Below are 17,669 nucleotides of genomic sequence, written 5' to 3' on the forward strand. Positions count from 1 at the left end.
GCATTTGCGCGTGTAAAATCGCAGCATATAGCACCTTAGAAGATTGGCTGCAGAATCATTCCGCGGCACTCGCACTAGCATGCAACAACGCTAGTGGGGGTGCTACATGCGCTGGTGTACTAGGTACGGTCTTTTCGTTATCACCCGCCTCAGGTTATTTGGACTATCAGTAATCTATCATCAAATTCGTCTCTATATCCTGGTCTTAACCCCCGCGATTACAAAATCCTCTAAAGCCCCTACCGCCATGCTCCGATACCTCTCCCAGGGTGGAGGTGGCTATGGATCCTCGGCGCGAAAAGTTTGAAAAGCAATCAAGAGACCTTCATGCTTTTTTCAAGCTAGTGGGTAAGGTGTGGATTTACGAAGAGCTTAAATTTTTGGACTTAGAGCCTCAGATGATGACTGGTGAGTTTCGTTCGTGCCATGCTCAGTCTTTACTCGACTTCTGTAGGTCAAATCCTGAGTACCATATTGTAAGCGGTTTTCAACTGAAGGTGTTTAACAAGTTTGTCCCTAATGCACGTATCTACTACTTAGCTGACGGCGATTCGGACCCGGATTTGTATTTTGAATTAGGGACGCGGTTAGGTGTCCAGGAGACCTTGCAGGTGGGACACGCAATGTTTGCGACCAAATTTAGCAAGATCAAACGCAGTAATGATGCCTAGCGCCTTAGCGTGGGACTCACTGAATTCATCCGTCAATGAGGTATTGTGGAGATACAGCATATCTGTCGCTGAAATAAATTCCAGGGAATCCTCCCCGTATTTTCGCCAATAGACCAGCTGCAGGTATGAGAATACCGCAGCTGAGTCAAAATGGTCTGCTTGCGTAAAGCCTGAAACTATTTCATTTACTTTTTCGGAACCTCGTAGGTCGTATTGGTAAATTACTTTATTTGACGAGGTATAACCGACCAGTGATGGGACAAGACTTGGGACTTCCATTTTTGGTAGGGCCTTTTGGTGACTCGGTGACACAAACCAGGTAGTGATTAACAGAAAATATCGGCTGGTGCGAGTGACATAGGTTCTCAAATTGATATGTCACGCCATGAACAACGCATTGGCGCACTTGAGGTTACGGTCATGGATCATGTGGGTTAGCATGGGCGTGCAGGACATACAGGCATTTTACGGATCTTTGCCAGTTTGAATCTGTCGCAAATTAAGCGTGACCTAGTATTCAAATCGCTGGCTTAGTCGCCAAGATGCAGGCATCGCCTAAAGGCCTCGGCACCATGGTCCGATATCACTCCGAGGGTGGAGGTGGGTATGGAGGGGAATCGCAAGTTGTTTCGTGAGTCATCCCGAAACCTTCATGCTTTTTTCAAGCGGGCGGGTAAGGTTTGGATTTACGATGAGCTTAGGTTTTTGGACTTAGAGCCAGAAATGCTGACGGGCGAGTTTGGATCAGATAGGGTCCAAACATTGATTGATTTCTGTAATGCCAATCCCGAATACCACATCATCAGCGGTCTTGATGGCAAGGTGTTTAATAAATACATACCAGATGCCTCAATCTATTACCTGGCGGATAAGGATAACGATCCAAGTCTCATGGTGGATTTGTGGGGGGCGCTAAGTGGCGAGGAGTTCTTGCAGATAGGGTACGCAATGGTTACGCCCATAGTTGGCAAGATCAAATGCGGTAACGATACCTAGACGTTTCGCATGTTGAATACGGAACTTTCCGTTAATTAAAAGTCCATGAGACGTTAACATGTCTGTTGCGTCCTGAAAATCCTGAGAAACATCACCATACTTGCGCCAGAAGATTAATTGCAAAAAAGAAAAAACGGCGATCGCGTCAAAATGATCCTCATGGCTAAATCCTTTAGTCACTTTACTGAGATTCTCGGAATCACTAATATTGCACATATAAATACACTTCGCCGATGACGTGTACCCGACTATTGAAGGGATATTCATGGGGATTCCTCTGTGTCAAGTTTTTAGTCTTTCGTGTGTTACCATCATCGTTTTGAGCCCGCTAGTGACATGAGCGGCACTTGTACGATGTCACTTAGCCATTGATTGGATCCGTCAGTCAGAGACTATATCGGTGGCGTGGTCCCACTCAATCTCAGGGATCCCAGCGTGCAGCTAAACGAGACTAACCTCAAGTCGACAATTAAATCCGTCGTCAACGAAGCCATCGACGAGCATCCCACCATCCAGCGGATGGGCTCAGAGATTGGTGAGCTAAAGAGTGGTGTTGCTGAATTTAAGATCCACACTAGATCAAACACGTAAGCCATCAACCAATTAATCATTGAGCAGCAACGTCAGGGTGTGATGTTGGAGGACATGCGCTCGGATTTGAAGAAATTGATTAAGTTCGTCATCCCATCAATGATAGGCGAGGAGCAGTATGACCGGATGGAGCGCCGCGTGGAGAATCATGACCACCGCATTGGCGCGCTAGAGGTTACGGTCAGGGATCATGTGGGTGAGCATGAGCGGTCGTAAAGGCGCTGGGTGCTGCCACACATAAAACTGTTTAAACTATCAGTAATATGCCGCCAATTTCGTCTCTATATCCTGATCCTAGCTCCCGAGATTATAAAATCCCCTAAAGCTCCTACCGCCATGCTCCGATACCTCTCCCAGGGTGGAGGTGGCTATGGATCCTCGGCACAAAATATTTGATCAGACTTCTGAAGAGCTGCACGCTTTTTTCAAGCGAGTTGGCCGAATTTGGATTTATGAAGAGCTCAAGTTTTTAGGGCTGGAGCCACAGATGATTTCGGGCGAATTTTGGTCGGACGGTGTTTCTAATTTGACCGAGTTTTGTAAGGCAAATCCCGGCTATCACATCATTAGTAGTACAGAAGGTAAGGTGTTCAATAAGTTCATTCCATCTTCACACTTCTACTTTTTAGCTGACGGAGACGATAATCCAGATCTCATGATTGATTTGTGGGCACACCTAAATATCCAAGATTTTTTGGAGATAAGGCAAGCAAAGGCAACGTCCATACTTGGCAAGATCAATGGCGGTGATTAAACCTAGTTTCTTTGCGTGTGTCTTGAAGAATTCAGCCGGCACCAGTCGATTGTGACAAAGGAGCATGTTTGTCGCACTCTTTAGGTCAAGAGAATCCTCACCGTACTTACGCCAGTAGACAAATTCCAGGTAGGAAAAGACGGCAATCGAATCAGAGTGATCCTCGTCGCTAAAATCCGAGATTTTATGACTGAGGTCTTCAGGGTTGCTGGTGTCGTATTGGTAAATGAGTTTTTTTGATGATGTATAGCCGACTAGTGAGGGGATGACCATGCTCCTTCCTTTCTTGGTATTCCGAAGCTGTAAGGGTTTTTAGCACCGGCTTGTTCGGGTTACGAATGATATTGGTACTTCAACTAATATGTCACTCAGTGCGTGATTTTTCGCCGCTGTCTAACACCACGGTATTGCCAAAGTTCCACCCGGTTCCAATCAATCTCAAGGATCCCAGCGTGCAGCTAGACGAGACTACCCTCAAGGTCACAATCAAAACAGTCGTCAACGAAGCTATTGATGAGCATCCCACCATCCAGCGGATAGGATCGGAGATTGGTGAGCTGAAGAGCGATGTTGCCGAACTCAAGATCCAAACTAGAACTAACACTCAAGCGATCAACCAGTTATTCATAAAGCAGCAGCGTCAGGGTGTGATGATGGAGGATATGCGGTCTGATATCAAGAAAGTGCTTGAGATCGTCATGCCATCAAAGATGCGCGAGGAGCAGTATGACCGGATGGAGCGCCGCGTGGAGAATCATGGCCAACGCATTGGTGCGCTTGAGGTCAAGATCAGGGATCGTGTGGGTGGGCATGAGCGGTCGTAGCGTGGACGTCCTTTTGCGCAGTTTAGCAAGTTTGGGCTATTGGCAAGTTGTTGATTATTTCTTGTACATAACTTGGTCTTATTTCCCGCGATTACAAATACGCCTCAAGACTCTGCTGCCCATCGCCGATACCTCCCCCAAGGTGGAGGGAACGGGTATGGATCCGCGGGTCAAAATGTTTCGTGATACCTCAGACGAGCTTTATTATTTTCTTAAGCGAGCTGGTCGCGTTTGGATCTACGATGAGCTAAAGTTCTTGGACCTGGAGCCGGACACCCTCACGGGTGAATTCTGGCAGGGTAAGGAGCAGGTGCTGACAGATTTTTGCACTGCAAACCCCGAGTACCATGTTATTAGTTGTCATGTTCCACATGTTTACAATAAGTTTGTCCCTGATGCGTGTATTTACTACCTTGCCGACGGTGACGCTGATCCAAATTTGATGTTTGACTTCGAGACACGTCTCAACCTAGATGAGCTCTTTCAGATAGGACACGGTGTGTTTGCGCCCGTACTTAGCAAGATCAAAAACCGTGACGATTCCTAGCAGTGCTTTTTGGCTATCCCGAAACTCAACAGTGGTGTGACGAGTATAAAGTAGTAACATCTTAAGGCCGTCGCGGAATTCATGCGATTCCTCGCCATACTTTCGCAAGTATACGAGTTGCAAATGTGTGAAAACAGCTATGGCATCAAAATAATCTTCGCTTGAGAAATTTGGCGCCACCGCAGTCTCGTCCCTCAAATTGTTAAGATTATACTGGTAAATTTCTTTGCGGGTGCGCGTATAGCCTACGAGTGTTGGAACATCCATCCTAAGTTAATCCTCCAGCTTAATTAAAGGTCCAGACCTGCAAGGTATTAGCTCCTGCTGGGGGATGTTGCGAGTGACATATGCTCTTGCATCAAGATGTCATTGCTTAAAAGCGACGGGAGCGAGATGCGACGTGATCAATCTAAGGATGGATGCACTTTCGCTCGGGTGATTTCGTTTGGTCTAGTGGCAAGTTGCTAGCTGATGCTTCGATGATCAATGGTTGATTCGACTTAACGAGGTTGGTGCCACAGTAATCACCACTTACCACAAGTCCGCTCCCACCCCCGCCTCCTCCATTCCACCCACCCCCAACCAGTGCTGTGGTGCCCCACACCACGGCGTTAACACGGTCCCTCACGGGGGTCCACGTGGTCCCACTTAATCTCAAGGATCCCAGCGTGCAGCTAGACGAAACCACCCTCAAGGTCACAATCAAAACTGTCGTCAACGAAGCTATCGACGAGCATCCCACGATCCAGCGGATGGGCTCAGAGATTGGTGAGCTGAAGAGCGACGTATCGGAGCTGAAGAGCGATGTCGCGGAGCTTAAGACCGATGTCGCGGAGCTTAAGACCGATGTCAGGGACCTTAACAGCAGGTTCGAAATTCACGCCAGGACTACCAACTACTCCATCAACAAGCTCCATGATAACGTCCACAAATTGAGTCTGGATATGGAAGAGATCAAGTCAGGTCTCAACAAAGTGATTGAGATCGTCATGCCTGCAAAGATACGTGAGGAGCTGTATGACCGGATGGAGCGCCGCGTGGAGAATCATGACCACCGGATTGGCGCACTTGAGGTCAAGGTCAGGGATCATGTGGGCGAGCATGGCCGATCGTAGGGCTGTTCATTCTCGGTACTTCTCAGTACGTTCAGTTTTGACCCTGCTCTAGCTCGCTTTGCCCACCGGATAACATCAAGAATCTTTTCTTTAAACCACGGCCGCCAACTTAACATGTCGGTTGCCGCGTTTATTCGCGAAGTAGCCAAGCTTCAGGCGTACACGCACTCTGCGATAGGTTTTAGGCACTTGCCTACCTTCTAATACAAAGAATACATCAATTCGCCCGTTGAACCGACCACTTGCATCTATGTTTTATCAGCGAACCTCAAGGCATGCCTGTCAATGACCGATAAAGAGTTGGTATGGAGGTGGCTATGGGCGCGAGGCGACAGATATTCGATGTCACTGCAGACGAACTGCAGCAGTTTTTCAAGCAGGTCGGCAAGGTGTGGATCTATGAGGAATTGAAATTCCTTGATTTGGAGCCCGACATGATGACAGGTGAATTTTGGGGCGATAAAGTGCAGTCGCTCATCGATTTTTGCGAAGAAAATCCCAAATATCACGTGATCAGCTGCAGTGGCCGTAAAATTTATAATAAGTATGTACCCGACGCATTTAGTTATCATTTAGCCGATGGCAATTCGGACCCAGGGTTGTTTTTTGACTTTGAATCTCGACTAAGTATCCAAGAGCTCCTGCAAATAGGCTACACAATGTTTGCGCCCGTAATTGGAAAGATCAATAGCGGTGACAATCGCTAATGTGGCTTTATTTTCGCTAAGAAATTCCTTGGGCAAATTCTGCTCAAATATTTTGAGCATCACCTGACAGCTTATGTAATCCCTGCATTCGTCGCCGTATCGCCGCCAGTATACCAACTGTAGATACGAAAATACTGCAAAAGCGTCAAAGTGATCCTCGGGTGAGAAATGCGACACCAATTTCTCGAGAGTATCAATTTCTATGGTGTGATACTGATAAATTGGCTTACTCGACGAAGTATATCCAACTAGAGAGTGGGTGATCATGGCTATCGTAGTCCGGATTAGGTTAATGAATTCGTTGCGCACAAGAGTGCTACCATTGCCGCTTGAGCATTGCGAGTGACATGAGCATTGACCAGCAGCGTCAGGGTTTGATGCTGGAGGATATGCGCTCTGATATGTAGAAATTGTTTGAGATTGTAATGCCATCAAAGGTGCGCGAGTAGCAGTATTACGAGATGGAACTGCTTGTAGAGAATCATCACCGCCGGACCCGCGCGGTTGAGGTTACGGTCAGGGATCGTGTGGGTGAGCAGGAGCGATCGTAGGGTATCTGGCTACCATTACCCGTAAGCACGTTTGAGATTCTTGCAAGCTGGCAGCAACTTCGCATCCAAAGCGGGATCTTAGGTCCGACTGTTCCGAAGTCGCCTCAAGGCCTTCTCATCATGCGCCGACACCTCTCCCAGGGAGGGGTGTTATGGATCCGTGGCGCAAATTCTTCGAGGAGACATCGAGGGAACTTCATGCTTTCTTCCGGCGAGCGGGGAGGTTTGGATTTACGACGAGCTAAAGTTTTTGGATTTAGAGCCAGAAATGCTGACGGGCGAGTTTGGATCAGACAGAGTTCAGTCACTGGTCGAGTTTTGTAAGTCAAATCCTGAATATCAAATCATCAGTGGCTTTCAACAGGCGGTCTACAACAAGTTTGTACCTGCTGCACGCATTTATTATCTAGCTGACGGTGACGCAGACCCAGATTTATTTTTAGAACTGGGAGCGAGGTTAGGCATCCAGGAGAGCTTGCAGGTGGGACACGCACTGTTTGCGGCCAAAATTAGCAAGATCAAAGGCGGTGATGATGCGTAGCTTAACCTCATGGGCCTTGCGAAATTCATCAGACATTGAAGATCTGTGAAAATACAGAAGACCAGTGGCCAAGAGAAATTCTCTAGAGTCCTCGCCGTATTTTCGCCAGCAGACCAGCTGTAAGTATGAGAATACAGCAGCTGAGTCAAAATGATCCTCCTCGGTAAATCCTGCAACCATTTTAGCTAAATGATCAAGATGTCTCGGATCGTATTGATAGATATTTTTGTTTGATGATGTATGACCGACTAGCGATGCGATAATCATTGAGTCGCTCCAGCTATGATTTGCAAATCAATTGCCTTGTTAACACCCAATTTTTCTGCCTGCTACATTTATGAATTGATATTTAAAGATGTCGCTCCGCGAAATCTTATTTGGGTCAACCATCTAAAAAATTTCCTAAGCCCTCGACCCACAATTTCCTACAACGTTTCGGCTTGCAGCTAAACGAGACTAAACCAAAATATCATAATCAAAACTTTGGCCGAAGGTCCCTTCGATGAGTATGATACAAAGCAAGTGTAGACACGGAGTCGATGAAAGCAGGTCTCAACAAAGTGCTTGAGATCGTCATGCCATCAAAAATGCGCGAGGAGCAGTATGACCGTATGGAAATGCGCATCGATAATCATGACCACGGAATTGACGCGCTTGAGTTTACGGTCAGGGATCATGTGGGAGAGCATGATCGGTCGTAAAGGCGCTGGGTTCTGCCGCACATAAAACCGTTTAAACTATCAGTAATCTTCAGCCAATTTCGTCTCCATATCCTGATCCTAGCTACCGGGATTATGATGTCTCCTAAAGCCCCTACCGCCACGCGCCGATACCTATCCCAGGGTGGAGGTGGCTATGGATCCTCGGCACAAAATATTTGATCAGAATTCCAGAGATTTGCACGCTTTTTTCAAGCGGGTTGGCCGCATTTGGATTTATGAAGAGCTTAAGTTTTTAGGGCTAGAGCCACAGATGATTTCGGGCGAATTTTGGTCGGACGGTGTTTCTAATTTGACCGAGTTTTGTAAGGCAAATCCCGGCTATCACATCATTAGTAGTACAGAAGGTAAGGTGTTCAATAAGTTCATTCCATCTTCACACTTCTACTTTTTAGCTGACGGAGACGATAATCCAGATCTCATGATTGATTTATGGGCACACCTAAATATCCAAGATTTTTTGGAGATAAGGCAAGCAAAGGCAACGTCCATACTTGGCAAGATCAATAGCGGTGATTAAACCTAGTTTCTTTGCGTGTGTCTTGAAGAATTCAGCCGGCACCAGTCGATTGTGAGAAAAGAGCATGTTTGTCGCACTCTTTAGGTCAAGAGAATCCTCACCGTACTTACGCCAGTAGACAAATTCCAGGTAGGAAAAGACGGCAATCGAATCAAAGTGATCCTCGTCGCTAAAATCCGCGATTTTATGACTGAGCTCTTCAGGGTTGCTGGTGTCGTATTGGTAAATGAGTTTTTTGTGATGATGTATAGCCGACTAGTGATGGAACGAGCATGCGCCTTCCTTGCCTAATATTCCGGAGCTGTGAGGTTTTTACTACCTGTTTGTTCGGGTTATGGATGATATTGGTAGTTCAACTAATATGTCACTCAGCGCGTGATTTTTTCGGCACTGTTTAACTCCGCGGCGACGCCGCGGCCCCACACGGTCCTACTTAACCTCAAGGATTCCAGCGTGCAGCTAGACGAGAATACCGAACGCTGCGGTGGTGGAGTACATCCGATCTGATATCAACAAAGTGATTGAGATCGTCATGCCATCAAAGATACGTGAGGAGCAGTATGACCGGATGGAGCGCCGCGTGGACAACCATGACCATCGCATTGGCGCACTTGAGGTTACGGTCAGGGTTCATGTGGGTGAGCATGAGCGGTCGAAGATTGGACGTCCTTTAGCGCAGGTTAGCAAGTTTGGGCTATTGGCAAGTTGTTGATTATTTCGTGTACATAATTTGGTCTTATTTCCCGCGATTACAAAGGCGCCTCAAGACTCCGCTGCCCATCGCCGATACCTCCCCCAAGTGGAGGGAACGGGTATGGATCCGCGGGTCAAAATGTTTCGTGAAAATTCAGACGATTTTTTTTATTTTCTAAAGCGAGCTGGTCGCGTTTGGATTTACGATGAGCTAAAGTTCTTGGACCTTGAGCCGGATACCCTGACGGGTGAATTCTGGCAGGGTAAAGAGCAGTTGCTTACCGATTTCTGTGCGGCCAACCCAGAATATCATGTCATTAGCTTCCACTTGCCTCTTGTTTACAATAGGTTTGTCGCTAATGGGAGCCATTACTACCTAGCGGACGGTGATGCGGATCCAGATTTGGTATTTGACTTCGAAACTAGGCTTAGTCTAGACGAGCTCTTTAAGATAGGAAACAGTATGTTTGCGCCCGTACTTAGCAAGATCAAGAACCGTAACGATGCCTAGCATATCTTTTTGGCTCGCACGAAAATGCGTCGTAGTTCGAGCCGTATGAAAGGTCAACATTTTGAGACCGTCGCGGTACTCCTGAGAATCCTCGCCATACCTACGCAAGTAGACTATTTGTAAATGTGTGAAAACAGCTACGGCATCAAAACAGTCTTCAGGTGTGAAATCTGGTGCGACCGTAGGCTCGTCTCTCAAAGGGTCCAAACTATACTGATGAATTTCCTTTTGGGTGCGCGTATAGCCAACAAGCGTCGAAACTTCCCTCATGAGTAAATCCTTCTGCTGAACTTAGGACTCAGACCTGCAGAAACGGACTAGCACTTGCTTGGGTGTGTTGCGAGCGACATAGTCTCTGGCATCAAGATGTCATTGCTTAAAAGCGACGGGGGGCAAGAGGCGACATGATCAAGGTTGGTGCCACAGTAATCGAAATGACCGTGTACTTTGCCAAGTAGCCAGAGGATGGTTTTAGTTCAAACAAACTCTAGACTCCTGCTGCCGATGCCCCCCCCAATCCTTTCGACCACTTACCACATGTCCGCGCCCACCCCCGCCTCTCCCATTCCACCCGCCCCCAACCAGTGCTATGTTACCCCACACCACGGCGTTAACACGGTCCCACAAGGTCCCACTTAATCTCAAGGATCCCAGCGTGCAACTAGACGCAACCACCCTCAAGGTCACAATCAAAACAGTCGTCAACGAAGCTATCGACGAGCACCCCACCATCCAGCGGATGGGATCAGAGATTGGTGAGCTGAAGAGCGACGTATCGGTGCTGAAGAGCGACGTATCGGAGCTGAAGACCGATGTCAGAGACCTTAACAGTAGGTTCGAAGTTCATGCCAGGACTACCAACTACTCCATCAACAAGCTCCACGATTCCGTCCACAAAATGAGTGTGGATATGGAAGAGATCAAGTCAGGTCTCAACAAAGTGATTGAGATCGTTATGCCTTCAAAGATACGTGAGGAGCAGTATGACCGGATGGAGCGCCGCGTGGAGAATCATGACCACCGCATTGGTGCGCTTGAGGTCAAGATCAGGGATCGTGTGGGTGGGCATGAGCGGTCGTAGGGTTTCTTCGTAATCACTGGCGTCAACTCGCTTGTGCTAAAGACAATCTGTCACCAATTTCGTCTCTTTAGCCTGGTCTTAGCTCCCGTGATTCCAGGAGTCCCTCAAGCCCCTGCCGTAATTCGCCGATACCCTTCTAAGGGTGGAGGTGGGTATGGATCCGCAACGCCAGACATTCGATCAAGTTGCGAGTGAGCTTAACGCTTTTTTTAAGCGCATAGGTAAAATTTGGCTTCCCTATGAGCTGGCGTTTCTCGATCTAGATCAGCACATGATTGGAGGTGAATTTCTGGCTAATGCAGTGCCGGTTCTGGTTGAATTCTGTCAGTCCAATCCGGGTTATCATATAGTTAGCTTTAAAGATGGCGTGTTCTACAATAAACTTGTGGAAGGGGCGATTACGTACCATTTGGCTGACGGTGATGCCGATGCTAATCTCGGTTTTGAATTTGGATCGCGACTAAGTGATCGAGATTTCTTTGAGGTAGGGTACACAAAGTTTGCGACCGTACTGCGAGTGATCAAAGGCAGTGACGATACCTAGAGCGATCGCGTAGTGAGATAGAGTATCCGGCTTCATCTTGGATCGATGTTTAGCCAGCATGGCGGTAGCATCGATATAATCATGCGAGTTCTCTCCATACTTACGCCAATAAGCAAATTGTAAGTAGGAAAATACAGCTGCCGCGTCGAAGTGATCTTCTTGAGTGAAGTCTTTTAATTTGTCATCAAGATGCCCCATTACGCTTGTGTCGTACTGGTATATCGCCTTTCTTGATGCTGTGTACCCGACTAGTGATGGCACGCGCATAATATCGCCTCGGAGATATTTCTGGTTGCTGACTAGTATGATCAGCTCATTTCGCTAATGCGAGTGACATAGGAAGAATTCCTTTGATGTCCGTGCTCGGAAAAAAATGCGGAGAGAATAATTTGCTATAGTCACTCTCGCTGCTTTGCAGCGTGGTTGTTCTAGTTAAAACAAACTTTAGCCTCCTGCTGGCGATGCCCCAATCCTTCCGGCTACTTACCAGATGTCCGCGCCCACCCCCTCCTACTCCATTCCACTCACCCCCAACCAGTGCTATGTTACCCCACACCACGGCATTGCCATGGTCCCACACGGTTCCAGCCAATCTCAAGGATCCCAGCGTGCAGCTAGACGAAACCACCCTCAAGGTCACAATCAAAACAGTCGTCAAAGAAGCTATCGACGAGCATCCCACCATCCAGCGGATGGGATCAGAGATTGGTGAGCTTAAGAGCGATGTTGCGGTGCTTAAGACCGATGTCGCGGTGCTGAAGACCGATGTCGCGGTGCTGAAGACCGATGTCAGAGATCTTAACAGTAGGTTCGAAGTTCATGCCAGGACTACCAACTACTCCATCAACAAGCTCCACGATTCCTTCCACAAAATGAGTGTGGACATGGAAGAGATCAAGTCAGGTCTCAACAAAGTGATTGAGATCGTCATGCCTTCAAAGATACCGCGAGGAGCGGTATGACCGGATGGAGCGCCGCGTGGACAACCATGACCATCGCATTGGCGCACTTGAGGTTACGGTCAGGGATCATATTGGTGAGCATGAGCGGTCGTAGGGTTATTGGTTTTCGTTGACGGTTAATTAGATAATTTGGACTTATTAAAATTTGCAGGGAATTTTTCCTCTTTAGTCACGCCCTAGGTTCCGTGATTCAGATGTCACCTCAAGACCTAACAGCCAGGCGCCGATACCCCTTAGGGTGGAGGCGGGTATGGATGCTCGGCGCAAAAAATTTGAAGACTCGTCGCGAGAGCTGCAAGCATTCTTCAAGCGGGTCGGCAAAATTTGGATATACGAAGAGCTTCAGTTTTTGGACTTAGAGCCTCAGATGATGACCGGCGAATTTTGGCCGGGAAGTGTGCACATGTTGATAACCTTTTGCGAAGCAAATCCAGGTTATCACATCATTAGTAACTCGGACGGTAAGGTATTCAATAAATTCATGCCTAAGGCAGACGTCTATTATTTGGCTGATGGTGATACCGACCCAGATCTAATGATTAATTTATGGGCAGGCCTAAAAGTCCAAGATTTTTTGGAGATAAGGCACACAATGTTGACGCCCATATTTGGCAAGGTCGATGGTGGTGACGATCCTTAGTTTCTTAGAGTGTACCTCCTTGAATTCCGCCGAAACCAAGCGAAAGTGAGCGGAAAGCATATTTGAGGCAGTCATGAAGTCTAAAGAGTCTTCGCCATACTTTCGCCAGTATACTAACTGTAAGTAGGAAAAAACAGCTACTGCGTCGAAATGTTCTTCCTGGCTAAAGCGTGTAATTCGCTCACGAAGCTCATCGGGATTGCTGGTCTCGTACTGGTAAATGGCTTTATTTGATGCTGTGTACCCGACTAGTGATGGAACGCGCATAATATCGCCTCGGAGAAATTTCTGATTGCCGACTAGTATGATCAGCTCATTTCGCTAATGCGAGTGACATAGGAAGAATTCCTTTGATGTCCGTGCTCGGAAAAAAATGCGGAGAGAATAATTTGTGATAGTCACTCTCGCTGCTTTGCATCGTGGTTGTTCAAGTTAAAACAAACTTTAGCCTCCTGCTGGCGATGCCCCAATCCTTCCGGCTACTTACCAGATGTCCGCTCCCACCCCCTCCTCTCCCATTCCACCCACCCCCAACCAGTGCTATGGTACCCCACGCCACGGCGTTAACACGGTCCCTCACGGGGGCCCACAAGGTCCCACTTAATCTCAAGGATCCCAGCGTGCAGCTAGACGAAACCACCCTCAAGGTCACAATCAAAACTGTCGTCAACGAAGCTATCGACGAGCATCCCACCATCCAGCGTATGGGCTCAGAGATTGGTGAGCTTAAGACCGATGTCGCGGTGTTGAAGACCGATGTTGCGGAGCTGAAGACCGATGTTGCGGAGCTGAAGACCGATGTCGCGGAGCTGAAGACCGATGTCGCGGAGCTGAAGACCGATGTAAAAGACCTTAACAGCAGGTTCGAAGTTCATGCCAGTACTACCAACTACTCCATCAACCAGCTTCATCATTCCTTCCACAAAATGAGTGTGACTATGGAAGAGATCAAAGCTAGCATCGCCAAAGTGATTGAGATCGTCTCGCCGTCAAAGTTGAGGGAGGAGCAGTATGACCGTATGGAGCTCAAGGTTGAGACTCATGACCACCGCAATGGCGCGCTAGTGGTCACGGTCAGGGATCATGTGGTAGAGCATGAGCGGTCGTAAAGTCGCTGGGTTCTGCCGCACATAAAACTGTTTAAACTATCAGTAATCTGCCGCCAATTTCGTCTCTATATCCTGATCATAGCTCCCGGGATTATGATGTCTCCTAAAGCCCCTACCGCCACGCGCCGATACCTATCCCAGGGTGGAGGTGGCTATGGATCCTCGGCACAAAATATTTGTGCAGAATTCCAGAGATTTGCACGCTTTTTTCAAGCGGGTTGGCCGAATTTGGATTTATGAGGAGCTTAAGTTTTTAGGGCTAGAGCCACAGATGATTTCGGGCGAATTTTGGTTCGAAAGCGTCACTCAGTGCGTGGTTTTTTCGCCGCTGTCTAATTCCAGGGCGATGCCGCGGCCCCACACGGTTCTACTTAATCTCCGGGATTCTAGTGTGCAGCTATACGAGAATGACCAGGGCTGTGGTGATTGATTACAGCCGATAAGTCATGATGAAAGTGCCTTAGATCGTCATGCCTTCAAAAATAGGTGAGGAGCAGTATGACCGGATGGAGCGCCGCGTGGAGAATCATGACCACCGGGTTGGCGCACTTGATGTCAAGATCAGGGATCATGTGGGTGAGCATGAGCGGTCGTAGGGTTGCCTCGTAATCACTAGCGTCAAGTTGTTTGCACGATCAGTAATCTCTCATCAAATTCGTCTTTATATCCTGGTCTTAACCTCAGCGATTGTAAAATCCCCTCAAGCCCCGCCCGCCATGCTCCGATACCCCCGACAGGATGGAGGTGGGTATGGATCCGCGTCGCAAAAGCTTCGAAGAATCGTCTATAGCACTTCATGCCTTTTTCAAGCGTGTTGGTAAGGTGTGGAAATACGATGAGCTAAGATTTTTAGACCTAGATCCGCACATGCTGACTGGGCAATTTTGGTGTGACAGAGTGCAATCTTTGATCGATTTCTGTGAGTCAAATAAAGAGTACCACATCATAAGCAGCGTCGATGGCAAGGTGTATAATAAATTCGTTCCTAAGGCTTGCCACTACTACCTAGCTGATGGGGATGCGGATCCTAAATTGGTGTTTGAATTATGGTCTGGGCTAGATGTCCAGGATGTGTTGCAGGTAGGTTACGCAGTGTTTGCGCCCATAGTAGGCACGATCAAAAGCGGTAATGATACCTAGTTGCAGTTCATATTTTTGACGAAATTCAGGGGTAGTTAAACCGGATGGCGCGCCGTGGGGTGAACCAACAAGTTGTTTCGCTCCCCACCCTGAAAACATAAAAGTTTTTTTCAAACCAGGGTCGCCGCATTGACGGCGCCCTTGGCGACCAGGTACCTTTAAGAAAATGTGTCTCTAATCGTCTTGCGTTTCAGTTATTCTTAACTGTGAGCATTGCTGAAAAAATGACTTATAACTTGGTAGATAAAGCGCATCTGGATGTGGTGCTACAAGGGCGTTATCACTTGGTAGATGGCGGACCTCGATGATAACAAGTTTTGCTTTTTGGATCATGGCGTCAATTAACTGGACGAATAAGTCCTGTAGCCCCAAGCTGTCTTGTATGGCGGCAAAGGAATGCAAAAGTAAAATATCGATATGGTGACGATTGGTGGATGGTGCCACATATTTCAGGCGTGATTGCTGCCGAAAATAGTCGTCAAAGATTGCTCTACAGCTTTGCCAAGAAACGGTGACTTCATTGTCTCGGGAACGAATTTGTTGCTCGAATGCTCGCATCAAGTGAGTTTTGCCAGAGCCCTTTGGACCCTGCAAAAGAATGGGCGTCTGGTGCGACAATGGCCAGTTACTGGCAATATGACGCAACGCGCTCCAGGCTTTGTCATTGCCCGTATGTACGCGTAAATTATTAGTCGACTGATCGAGTTGGTTAAAATCGTCATGGCATGTCTTGCCAACAGACAACTGTAATCCACATGAAATCTGCGGGTAAATTTTTTTATGCTTGCAGTTGGTTCATTGGCATTCTTTGGTGCCACGAGTCATACCGAAGTTGATAACCCGTCATGAGTGTCTAGTCTCACTCACTGCGTGACGCTAGTTCTCTTAGGCGCATCATCCGTAAACGACGGATGTTTTGCTCGCGCTCAATCTCAAGATTAGTGTGGACCACTAGATAGGGATTCTTATCACCCTCGGCTAGATAGTAAACATCATAGCCGGGGACAAATCTGTTAAGCCAACGATATTTACTATCAGACGTGACGATATGGTAGTCGCTATGGGCTTCAACGAAACGGACGAGCGCACTCACACGCTCGTCACAGAACATACCGGCGGTATTGTCGAGCGTGAATCCAAGCCACTGGATTTCGCGGAAGTCGATGATCATACCGGTCCGGCGCGTGAACGTGTGCCGATCCGTAATCAGCTCGACCCGATGCTCGTTGGCATAGCCCGCCATGAAATGTCCTCCTTACTGAGTGCTTCGACATTTCCCGACAGATGTTTAGCAGGGCGCGCAGATTTTTTGTCGTGAGGTAATTGTTACCCATTGGCGGCATCTTTAATGCGTGGTCAATCACTCAGTGTCATCGGAATTTTAGTACGAGCGGTATCAAACCTGCCCAGTCGGGATCGGTGTGAGTGGTCGCGGATCGCAGTCCCTGAGGGGCGCGGCGGGAGGCCTGAGGCCTCTCCGGAAAGTGTCTACTTTATGTTGGCTGTCCGGCCAATTCGCCGCAGTTGCGCTTGGCTACGTGGCCAGCGCTCTGTCCTGCCTAAAAAAATCATGATTATTTGGGGGTTAACAAAAAGTTGCTGCGGATCAATATGCCCTCAAGATTTCTCTCAATTGTACCGAGGTAGGGCAAGAGGACGAGGGTCTAACTTGTAATTATGGCAGTTTACAAGGATTGAGCGAGATGACGAAAAGCTTCAAAATTTCGGCTTCAGTGCGGCGCATGTATGCACCTGGCATGACGTCGGCGAAGCCTATATTTGCAGCGTTTGCGGCACTTGTGCTGGGAGTAAATAGCGCCTCGTGTCGGAAACAAACGATCTCTGTGAATGGGCAGAGTGTAGGCTCGACGATTGATAAATTGAAGGCAAAAAACGCTAAAAATGTGCCAAACGGTCCCAGTGGGACTCCGATTGAATTGCCCAACGCACTCGTTGCCAACCGCTCTCACTACCAAACACGTAGTGTAGTCACTCTGAAAATCGAAAGTAGTGAGGTGTCTCCAGGTGCGCCAATTCGTCTCATGTCGGAGACAACGCTCAGGGACCTGCTCACCGGTGTGGCCGGATCACTGGGCCTAGCAGCACCGGAGGATCCCGCCACTCCAGGGTGGGAGACGCACTTCCTTTCAGATGATAACGGATTCGTGATTCGCCTGTACCCATCGGATCCAGCGATTGCAAGTGCGATGAGCTACGGCGAGAACAGCCTCAAACTCCTAGTTGATGAATCAACCAGTCCCAAGATGGCTGTGAGCAAAGTTTATCTGCAAGATTTTCCGTACGTGACGATGAGTTTCTCTTCCTTTGACACATCAATGCAGCAACAAGGGGGATTTCAAGGGTCAGTGGATTACGTGACTGGTACCACCATCACCAACGGCACTTACCAAATGACGACTGGTAGTGTCGGCTTACCTAACTGGTAGGAGGGA

The 17,669-nt window shown here is 48.0% G+C and carries 21 protein-coding genes; 19 read left to right on the plus strand and 2 right to left on the minus strand.

Annotation, left to right across the window (positions count from 1 at the left end):
• Positions 1-281: 281 nt before the first annotated feature.
• The 18 genes from FJ146_13160 to FJ146_13245 all read left to right on the plus strand — a co-directional run bounded on the left by FJ146_13160 (position 282) and on the right by FJ146_13245 (position 15,216).
• The gene (locus FJ146_13160; GenBank protein MBM4252914.1) at positions 282-671 is read left to right on the plus strand and encodes a hypothetical protein; all 390 of its coding nucleotides are present in this window, start codon (positions 282-284) and stop codon (positions 669-671) included.
• Between the two features lie 606 nt (positions 672-1,277).
• Positions 1,278-1,667: a hypothetical protein gene (locus FJ146_13165; protein MBM4252915.1), complete on the plus strand. Its 390-nt coding sequence runs from the start codon at positions 1,278-1,280 to the stop codon at positions 1,665-1,667.
• A gap of 372 nt (positions 1,668-2,039) precedes the next feature.
• Positions 2,040-2,258 carry a hypothetical protein gene (locus FJ146_13170; protein ID MBM4252916.1) on the plus strand — a complete coding sequence of 73 codons (219 nt, stop codon included), beginning with the start codon at positions 2,040-2,042 and terminating at the stop codon, positions 2,256-2,258.
• Positions 2,259-2,628: 370 nt separating this feature from the next.
• Positions 2,629-3,012: a hypothetical protein gene (locus tag FJ146_13175; protein ID MBM4252917.1), complete on the plus strand. Its 384-nt coding sequence runs from the start codon at positions 2,629-2,631 to the stop codon at positions 3,010-3,012.
• Between the two features lie 338 nt (positions 3,013-3,350).
• Positions 3,351-3,836 (plus strand): hypothetical protein, encoded by a 486-nt coding sequence (locus FJ146_13180; protein ID MBM4252918.1) that lies wholly within the window; start codon positions 3,351-3,353, stop codon positions 3,834-3,836.
• Positions 3,823-4,383, plus strand: a complete 561-nt coding sequence (locus tag FJ146_13185; GenBank protein MBM4252919.1) for a hypothetical protein — start codon at positions 3,823-3,825, stop codon at positions 4,381-4,383. The genes FJ146_13180 and FJ146_13185 overlap by 14 nt, the downstream gene beginning before the upstream one ends.
• A 638-nt stretch (positions 4,384-5,021) precedes the next feature.
• Positions 5,022-5,498, plus strand: a complete 477-nt coding sequence (locus FJ146_13190; protein ID MBM4252920.1) for a hypothetical protein — start codon at positions 5,022-5,024, stop codon at positions 5,496-5,498.
• A 317-nt stretch (positions 5,499-5,815) separates the two neighbouring features.
• Complete coding sequence (locus FJ146_13195) at positions 5,816-6,205, plus strand: hypothetical protein (GenBank protein MBM4252921.1); 390 nt, start codon at positions 5,816-5,818, stop codon at positions 6,203-6,205.
• 711 nt (positions 6,206-6,916) lie between these two features.
• Positions 6,917-7,297 (plus strand): hypothetical protein, encoded by a 381-nt coding sequence (locus FJ146_13200; protein ID MBM4252922.1) that lies wholly within the window; start codon positions 6,917-6,919, stop codon positions 7,295-7,297.
• A gap of 855 nt (positions 7,298-8,152) precedes the next feature.
• The gene (locus FJ146_13205) at positions 8,153-8,536 is read left to right on the plus strand and encodes a hypothetical protein (protein ID MBM4252923.1); all 384 of its coding nucleotides are present in this window, start codon (positions 8,153-8,155) and stop codon (positions 8,534-8,536) included.
• A 532-nt stretch (positions 8,537-9,068) separates the two neighbouring features.
• Entirely contained in the window at positions 9,069-9,248 is a 180-nt protein-coding gene (locus FJ146_13210; protein MBM4252924.1) for a hypothetical protein, read from the plus strand.
• 102 nt (positions 9,249-9,350) lie between these two features.
• Positions 9,351-9,740, plus strand: a complete 390-nt coding sequence (locus tag FJ146_13215) for a hypothetical protein (GenBank protein MBM4252925.1) — start codon at positions 9,351-9,353, stop codon at positions 9,738-9,740.
• Positions 9,741-10,395: 655 nt separating this feature from the next.
• Positions 10,396-10,821, plus strand: a complete 426-nt coding sequence (locus tag FJ146_13220) for a hypothetical protein (GenBank protein MBM4252926.1) — start codon at positions 10,396-10,398, stop codon at positions 10,819-10,821.
• A gap of 154 nt (positions 10,822-10,975) precedes the next feature.
• Positions 10,976-11,365, plus strand: coding sequence for a hypothetical protein (locus FJ146_13225; protein ID MBM4252927.1), 390 nt, complete (start codon positions 10,976-10,978; stop codon positions 11,363-11,365).
• A 608-nt stretch (positions 11,366-11,973) separates the two neighbouring features.
• The gene (locus tag FJ146_13230) at positions 11,974-12,327 is read left to right on the plus strand and encodes a hypothetical protein (protein ID MBM4252928.1); all 354 of its coding nucleotides are present in this window, start codon (positions 11,974-11,976) and stop codon (positions 12,325-12,327) included.
• A 250-nt stretch (positions 12,328-12,577) separates the two neighbouring features.
• Positions 12,578-12,967, plus strand: a complete 390-nt coding sequence (locus FJ146_13235; protein MBM4252929.1) for a hypothetical protein — start codon at positions 12,578-12,580, stop codon at positions 12,965-12,967.
• Positions 12,968-13,587: 620 nt separating this feature from the next.
• A complete protein-coding gene (locus FJ146_13240) occupies positions 13,588-14,076 on the plus strand; it encodes a hypothetical protein (GenBank protein MBM4252930.1) in 489 nt (162 codons plus the stop codon).
• 750 nt (positions 14,077-14,826) lie between these two features.
• A complete protein-coding gene (locus tag FJ146_13245; GenBank protein ID MBM4252931.1) occupies positions 14,827-15,216 on the plus strand; it encodes a hypothetical protein in 390 nt (129 codons plus the stop codon).
• A 174-nt stretch (positions 15,217-15,390) separates the two neighbouring features.
• Here FJ146_13245 and FJ146_13250 read toward each other — a convergent pair whose 3' ends face one another.
• Together FJ146_13250 and FJ146_13255 are read right to left on the minus strand one after the other, a co-directional pair.
• Complete coding sequence (locus FJ146_13250) at positions 15,391-15,990, minus strand: hypothetical protein (GenBank protein MBM4252932.1); 600 nt, start codon at positions 15,988-15,990, stop codon at positions 15,391-15,393.
• Positions 15,991-16,075: 85 nt separating this feature from the next.
• Positions 16,076-16,459, minus strand: a complete 384-nt coding sequence (locus tag FJ146_13255) for a hypothetical protein (GenBank protein MBM4252933.1) — start codon at positions 16,457-16,459, stop codon at positions 16,076-16,078.
• Between the two features lie 460 nt (positions 16,460-16,919).
• Here FJ146_13255 and FJ146_13260 point away from each other — a divergent pair, with 460 nt between their 5' ends.
• Positions 16,920-17,663 carry a hypothetical protein gene (locus FJ146_13260; protein MBM4252934.1) on the plus strand — a complete coding sequence of 248 codons (744 nt, stop codon included), beginning with the start codon at positions 16,920-16,922 and terminating at the stop codon, positions 17,661-17,663.
• The last annotated feature ends 6 nt before the right edge of the window (positions 17,664-17,669 follow it).

It is taken from the genome of Deltaproteobacteria bacterium (assembly GCA_016874735.1).
Lineage (GTDB): Bacteria > Bdellovibrionota_B > Oligoflexia > Oligoflexales > CAIYRB01 > CAIYRB01.